The 5,846-nt window shown below is 42.8% G+C and carries 6 protein-coding genes; all 6 read left to right on the top strand.

The genetic code is table 11. From position 1 onward, the window contains the following. Window positions 1-476, top strand: a 476-nt coding sequence (locus AC1DSE_RS28780; protein WP_477528598.1) for a glycerophosphodiester phosphodiesterase, incomplete at its 5' end; no start/stop codon positions are given. A gap of 131 nt (window positions 477-607) precedes the next feature. After that, a complete protein-coding gene (locus AC1DSE_RS28775) occupies window positions 608-1,468 on the top strand; it encodes an ABC transporter permease (RefSeq protein WP_430059321.1) in 861 nt (286 codons plus the stop codon). 91 nt (window positions 1,469-1,559) lie between these two features. After that, entirely contained in the window at window positions 1,560-3,281 is a 1,722-nt protein-coding gene (locus AC1DSE_RS28770) for an extracellular solute-binding protein (protein ID WP_477528597.1), read from the top strand. A gap of 130 nt (window positions 3,282-3,411) precedes the next feature. Continuing rightward, window positions 3,412-4,323: a carbohydrate ABC transporter permease gene (locus tag AC1DSE_RS28765; protein ID WP_477509663.1), complete on the top strand. Its 912-nt coding sequence runs from the start codon at window positions 3,412-3,414 to the stop codon at window positions 4,321-4,323. A gap of 24 nt (window positions 4,324-4,347) precedes the next feature. Then, window positions 4,348-5,247, top strand: a complete 900-nt coding sequence (locus AC1DSE_RS28760; protein WP_477509662.1) for a CehA/McbA family metallohydrolase domain-containing protein — start codon at window positions 4,348-4,350, stop codon at window positions 5,245-5,247. Between the two features lie 78 nt (window positions 5,248-5,325). Then, window positions 5,326-5,846, top strand: a 521-nt coding sequence (locus AC1DSE_RS28755) for an MATE family efflux transporter (protein ID WP_477528596.1), incomplete at its 3' end; no start/stop codon positions are given.

Here is a 5,846-nt window from a genome sequence, read left to right as displayed (position 1 = left end):
CCATTACGACACTCGATGAAGTTCTAGGCTTGGCAAGGGAATACGGCATAAAGCTCAATTTGGATATCAAAACAGAAGCGGTAATTGAACCGGCGATTAGGAGCATCAGGAATTTTGAAATGGAGGAGCTTGTATTCATTACGGGGTGCTCGGACGAAATTACGAACCGCCACCGGGGAATTAAGGTTCTTTATAACACGCCGGATGTACTTACTGAACAAGAGGAACTCGACTATATCGGATGGGCGCGAAACGTTTGCGAATGGGCAAATGTAGGCGGATATTACGGCTTAAACCTGAATTACCGAACTTGCCGCAGCGAATTGGTGGAATACGCACATAGGCTGGGTTTGGCAGTATGGGTCTATACCGTTGATGATAGGGAATCTCTTAACGAGATGATTGATTTAGGTGTCKATGAAATAACGACAAACGAGGTTAATCTGCTGAAACAATTAAAGATGGAAACAGGTTAATTCAAAAATGATAACGAAGGGAGAAGCCCTCATTGCAAACCAAAGTGGCTTTAGTTCCAACTGGAAATCGAAAAAAACAGCGTTTTGTTTATTTGTTGAAAAAAATATGGTTATACCGCTATTTGTACTTCATGCTTCTGCCTTGTCTAGCGTCCTTCATTATTTTTTCCTATATCCCAATGGGCGGATTGCTTCTAGCGTTTAAGGAATTCAAATTTAATCAGACCATACTTGAGAGTCCGTGGGTCGGCTTTGAATATTTCGCAAAGTTTTTCAACGATGTTCAAAGTATGACGCTGATCAAAAACACACTCATCATCAGCTCAATGAAGCTGTTTCTCGGTTTGCCGTTCCCGATTTTACTTGCGCTAATGTTCAATGAAATTAAAAACCGTGCCTTTAAAAACATCGCCCAGAGTATTTCGTATTTACCGCATTTTATGTCATGGGTCATCGTTATTGGTTTAGTACAAAGAACATTGGCGCCGGATACTGGCTTGCTTAATGAAGCGATCACCTATTTTGGGGGAGACGGCAGCACATTCTTTATGAATGAAGCCAAATATTTTTATCAAATCATGTTCGGCAGCCACATATGGAARACAATCGGCTGGGATTCCATCATCTATTTGGCAGCCATCGCTGGAATTAATCAAGACATGTATGAAGCGGCCAAAATTGACGGGGCAAGCAAATGGGCGGAAATATGGCATATAACCCTTCCGTCGATTCGTCCGACCATTCTCATCGTGTTTATTCTATCGCTTGGAAGCATTTTGTCAGCGGGATTCGACCAGTTATATTTGCTCAAAATGCCAGGAAACAGTGATTTGGTAGATATTCTGGATACGTATGTGATCCGCGTGGGCTTGCAGCAAGGACAATACGGATATGCAACAGCAGTCGGTATGATGCAAGGTGTTATCGCTTTAGTTCTTGTAGTCACTGCCAATCGTTTTGCACGAAAAGTGTCCGGCACTTCGGTTTGGTAACTTGTTCGATAGCAGCATTTTTCCTTGAAGAGAGACGCTTAACCGCGTTTTTCCATATAAATTAAAAAGAGAAGGTAGGAATGGAGATATCATGTTTAAGAACAAAAATTGGGCAAGACTGTTGACGGTTCCGATTATAGCTTCCTTGTTAATTACTGGCTGCGCGGCCAAAGAAACAAATTCAACAAATTCAGGGAACAAGCAGGAAGGCGTAAATGATAACAAAGATAAACCTGCGACTTGGATTGCCGACCGCAAAATTAAAGGCTTAATCTTTATGGGGGCAGACGATTATACGGAAGAGATGAACCCGGAAGTATTAAAACAAATTAAAGAGAAAACGGGAATTGATTATCAAATTAATATAATGCCAGCCAATCGTTCGCTTGACGGCTTAATTGCTGGACTTGCTTCGGGTGACTTGCCTGACTTTATCGGATTTTATTTGAATCATAGCGGTCGACCAGAAATGCCGGTTGTACTAAAAGCTGCGCGCGAAGGCATGTTCACAGATCTGACTCCGTTTATGAAGGATACGAAAGTATACAGCAAGTATCTAGAAGATGGCTATCTGCCGCTTGATACGAAAAACGGCGTCATGTTCCGTCCAGAGTTTAACGGCTCAGCCTATTTCATGCACATGAATATTTCGAGAGAAACAGGCTATGAAACGCGGAAAATGTTAGGCGGACCATTTATTCGCAAGGATATTGCCGAAGCGCTTAATATCGATCCAAAAACGATTACAACTTCCGAGAAGTTGTATGAGGTGGCACAAAAAATTAAAGCTGGAAATTTCAAAGACAACAATGGAAAAGACATTGCCAGCGTTATTGGTCCAAGATACTGGGGCGGAACAGAAGTTAAAGCGTTGTATAGTGACTTGACTGTAAATGTGAACCAAACTTTTGTACGGAATAAGGAAGGTAAAATTGTTCACGAGAGTCAAACGGAATACCCGCTCAAGCGTGTAGCGTTTGTTCAAAAGCTGCTGAAAGAAAAGCTGATGAATCCTGAGTTTTATACGATGGAAGAAAATCGTGCAACAGAAGGCATTTTGAACGGCTCCTTCGCGAYTATTGCTGATATGCATAACTACCTTGAATTTAATAAAGACATGCATTACTTGCCGATTGGTCCGTTAAATGAAGCGGATAAGCCTTACCAGATGAAGCTTAGCTATAAAACAGCTGGCGGTGCTTGGGCGATTCCATCTTCAACCAAAAATCCCGAAGATATCGTCAAATTCGCTGACTTCTTGGCGAGCCGCGAAGGCAAGCTGCTCTGGCAATACGGAATTGAAGGAAGAGACTACACACTTGATGGTAAGGGCAACCCGATTGTGAAAAATGAAGTATTGGAATTGAAAGATAAAGATTCGAAAGCCGCGAAAGCGCTTGGGTTTGCGGGGGTAGGCAACTATTGGGGCGAAATTCTTGGCAATACAGACGTTGATCGTATAGCGGATTTTGGTGAAACAGAATACGGTAATGCTGCCAAACCTAATATCAATGAGGGACCGCTCAAGATTGCTGAGTATTGGGAGTGGGATAAGAAAAGAGCGAGTGCAATAATCTCAGATACGTATGCTCCAACGGCTTTCCTTGGCGAGTTTGCGAAGGAAACGGAATTAAAAGCTGCACTTGATAATTATGACGAGAGCCTCAAACGTGCTTATTATGCTAAAAGCCAGGATCAAGTAACGAAAATATTGGAGTCAGCATCTGAACAATTAAAGGCTGCAGGCTTGGATGATTACTTAGCATTGCTTGAGAAAAAAGATAGCGATCCAAATACAAAAGTAGAACTATAACATTCATTAAAGCTGCTGGTGGTCTGTTTCATTCGTACATGAAATGTAATGCGATGAGACGGACCACTAACGCTAAGGACATGCTTCCGAGGCTGTTTTGCTTCGCAAATGTTGAAGGAGTGCAAATAACGTGGATAAACCATTTTATAAGATTTCTACAGGAGAAAAATTAATTCAGATTGCCATCTATGTATTGATCATTCTTTTATGTTTATCTATCATTCTTCCGTTTCTGAACATCTTTGCTTTGTCCTTTAATTCAGGCAAAGATGCGGAAAGAGGAGGCATCTATTTGTGGCCGAGATTATGGTCTATTGAAAACTATAAGGAAGTTTTCTCATCCTCCAATATTGTAAGTGCATTCGGCATTTCGATGTTCCGAACGATTGTCGGGACATTAGCGAGCGTCTTTTTGACTGCGATGGCAGCTTACGCATTAAAGAGAAAAGCGATGCCAGGCGTTCGGTTTTTTACCATGCTTATTTTTTTCACCATGTTGTTTAGCGGCGGCATCATTCCATACTATTTGTTGTTGAAAGACTTGCATTTGACGAATACAATCTGGGTTTATATCATTCCGGGCTTGTATAGTGCATGGAATTTAATAATTATGCGGACTTTCTTCCAAGAGATCAGTCCAAGCCTCGAAGAATCTGCAAGAATTGATGGATATAATGATTTTTCAATTTTCATGAAGGTGATCATGCCGCTCAGCAGGCCGGTTGTTGCTGTCATCGCGTTATTTAACGCAGAGGGGCATTGGAATGATTGGTTTACAGGTGCCTTCTATGTTCGAGAGAGCAATCTGCGGCCTTTATCAACATTGCTGCAGGAAATGCTGACCCGGGCAGATGCGCTTCGAAATACGCTCGAGCAAGCGGCTGGTTCGACGCAATATGAAATGCTGGACAAAATTCAGGTGACAGGAAACTCGCTGAAAATGGCGACGATTATTATCGTCATCACACCGATTATTATGATTTATCCATTTATTCAGAAGTATTTTGCCAAAGGCGTTATGATCGGTTCGGTCAAAGAATAAGGCAGGAACGGAGGAACATAGTGAATGACACAAGTAATCATTTCAAATCCTTATGATAAACAAGAGGGCATGTGGCTGAAAGGGAGCTTCCATAATCATACGACAAATAGTGCTTGTGGCTCTCAAACGCTTGAGACGGTTTACCGGATGTATGGGCAATACGATTTCCTCGGCATTTCCGACCACGATTTCATTACCGTTCATGAAGGGAAACGTTCAATCACGACCGTATTCGAAGCGATGGAGGTTAGCAGTCCGCAAAGGCATATGCTTCTCATTAACCCTCCGCGCTCGATGATGGACAGCTATTCCAACGAGTTTTCGGTAGAACGGTATCAGCAGTATTCTGACCTTTGCACGAAGCAAGGAGGAATGAGCGTACTCGTTCATCCGAATCGTTATTATTCGCAGTATTGGCCGATTGAAGATATGCTCGCGATGCCTTGCTACACCGGAATCGAGATCGTAAATGGCGAAGGAAATCCAGCGTTCGACATTGCGTTTGACAAATGGGATGCGCTGCTCTCAGCTGGGCGAAAAGTATGGGGGTTTGGCGGAGACGATTTTCATGTATATGGGCAAGAGAAACGAACTTGGAATATGGTGCTTGCTGAGCAAAACACCAATGAGAGTATTACTTCAGCGATGAAATCCGGAAGTTTCTATGTTTCAACAGGCTATGGGTTTGAGTCGATTCATGCAGCCGCTGGGACGATCGAGTTTAAGCTGCTTGCGAGTGAAGGATTGGACCGGATGTACAAATATGCAACTTTGTTCGGCAAAGACGGAAATGTACTATTCGAGACTTCCGGTCGTTTCAATAGCGTTAGTTACAAGTGTCGTGGTGATGAAGGTTACGTAAGGGCGGCAGTTTATTTGGAAGGCGGTTTTGGCGCATTCTCTCAACCCCTATTTGTTGGATAGGGTGTACTCTCATACATGATAACAGTAGTCTGACGATAACAGCAGGGTAGTACATGAACAGGAAGAATGTGAATTTGAATGAGTAAACAGGTTGATCCGCGCCAAAAGAGCATCATTTCGATAACATGGCCTATCTTTATTGAAGCTTTATTTGGGATGCTGATTGGAACGGTCGATACGATGATGCTAAGCAGCTACTCTGATGGAGCAGTGGCAGCGGTTGGGATAGCTAATCAGATTTTAGTTGTAGTGGGCTTGATGTTTGGATTTGTTACGGTGGGTACAAGTGTCATTCTCAATCAATGGCTCGGCGCAGGCAACTTGCATGGCGCCGATCGAATCGGGAGAACGGCGCTTACTTTGAATGTTATGCTCGGTTTAATAGCTAGCGTAGGATTGATTGTCTATGCCGACGTGTTTTTAGCGCTTTTTAAAGTGCCCGAGGATGTGATGGCAGAAGGAGTCAGCTATCTATCGATTGTTGGCAGYTCCGTCTTCATCACAGCAATAAGCATGACGTTAGGTACTATTTTACGATGCCGCGGTATTGTGAAAGAAATGATGTTCATCGCATTGGGGATAAATGTACTGCATATTAC

Source organism: Paenibacillus sp. 01L418 (genome assembly GCF_056400045.1).
Note: the sequence above shows the minus strand (reverse complement) of the source record. Positions and strands in the feature narration are given on the sequence as shown.